The organism is Vibrio sp. 10N.222.46.A1, from assembly GCF_041473595.1.
Classification (GTDB): Bacteria; Pseudomonadota; Gammaproteobacteria; order Enterobacterales; family Vibrionaceae; genus Vibrio; species Vibrio tasmaniensis_A.
Map to the genome: position 1 here is coordinate 3,011 of NZ_JBFRSN010000090.1, position 365 is coordinate 3,375.

Genomic DNA, 365 nt, shown 5'->3' on the forward strand with positions numbered 1-365 from the left:
CAGAACTTGAAGAAGCAAAAGCAAACCTTGTCGCAAGTAATGATCAACTAATCGTGATTGCGAGTGAAATCGAACAAGCAAACGCATCCGTGACTGAAGCTCAAGCACAAAGAGATCAAGCACAACTTAACCTTGATTACACCAAGGTCTACGCGCCAGCGGATGGCGTGATTGGTAAACGTAGCGTCCGTGAAGGCTTGCTGATTCAAGCAGGCGCGCCATTGATGAGTTTGGTACCAAACAACCAAGTGTGGATTGAAGCTAACTTCAAAGAAACTCAATTAAGCGGTATTCATAAAGGCCAAACCGTAGAAGTCGAACTGGATGCCTTTCCGGGTCAACCACTTGAAGGCGTGGTAGACAGC

1 protein-coding gene is annotated in these 365 nt (G+C 46.6%); it reads left to right on the forward strand.

Translation table 11 applies throughout. The features are described 5' to 3' along the window. The coding region (locus AB4496_RS03265; protein ID WP_372130588.1) for an HlyD family secretion protein at positions 1–365 on the forward strand (365 nt) is incomplete at both ends.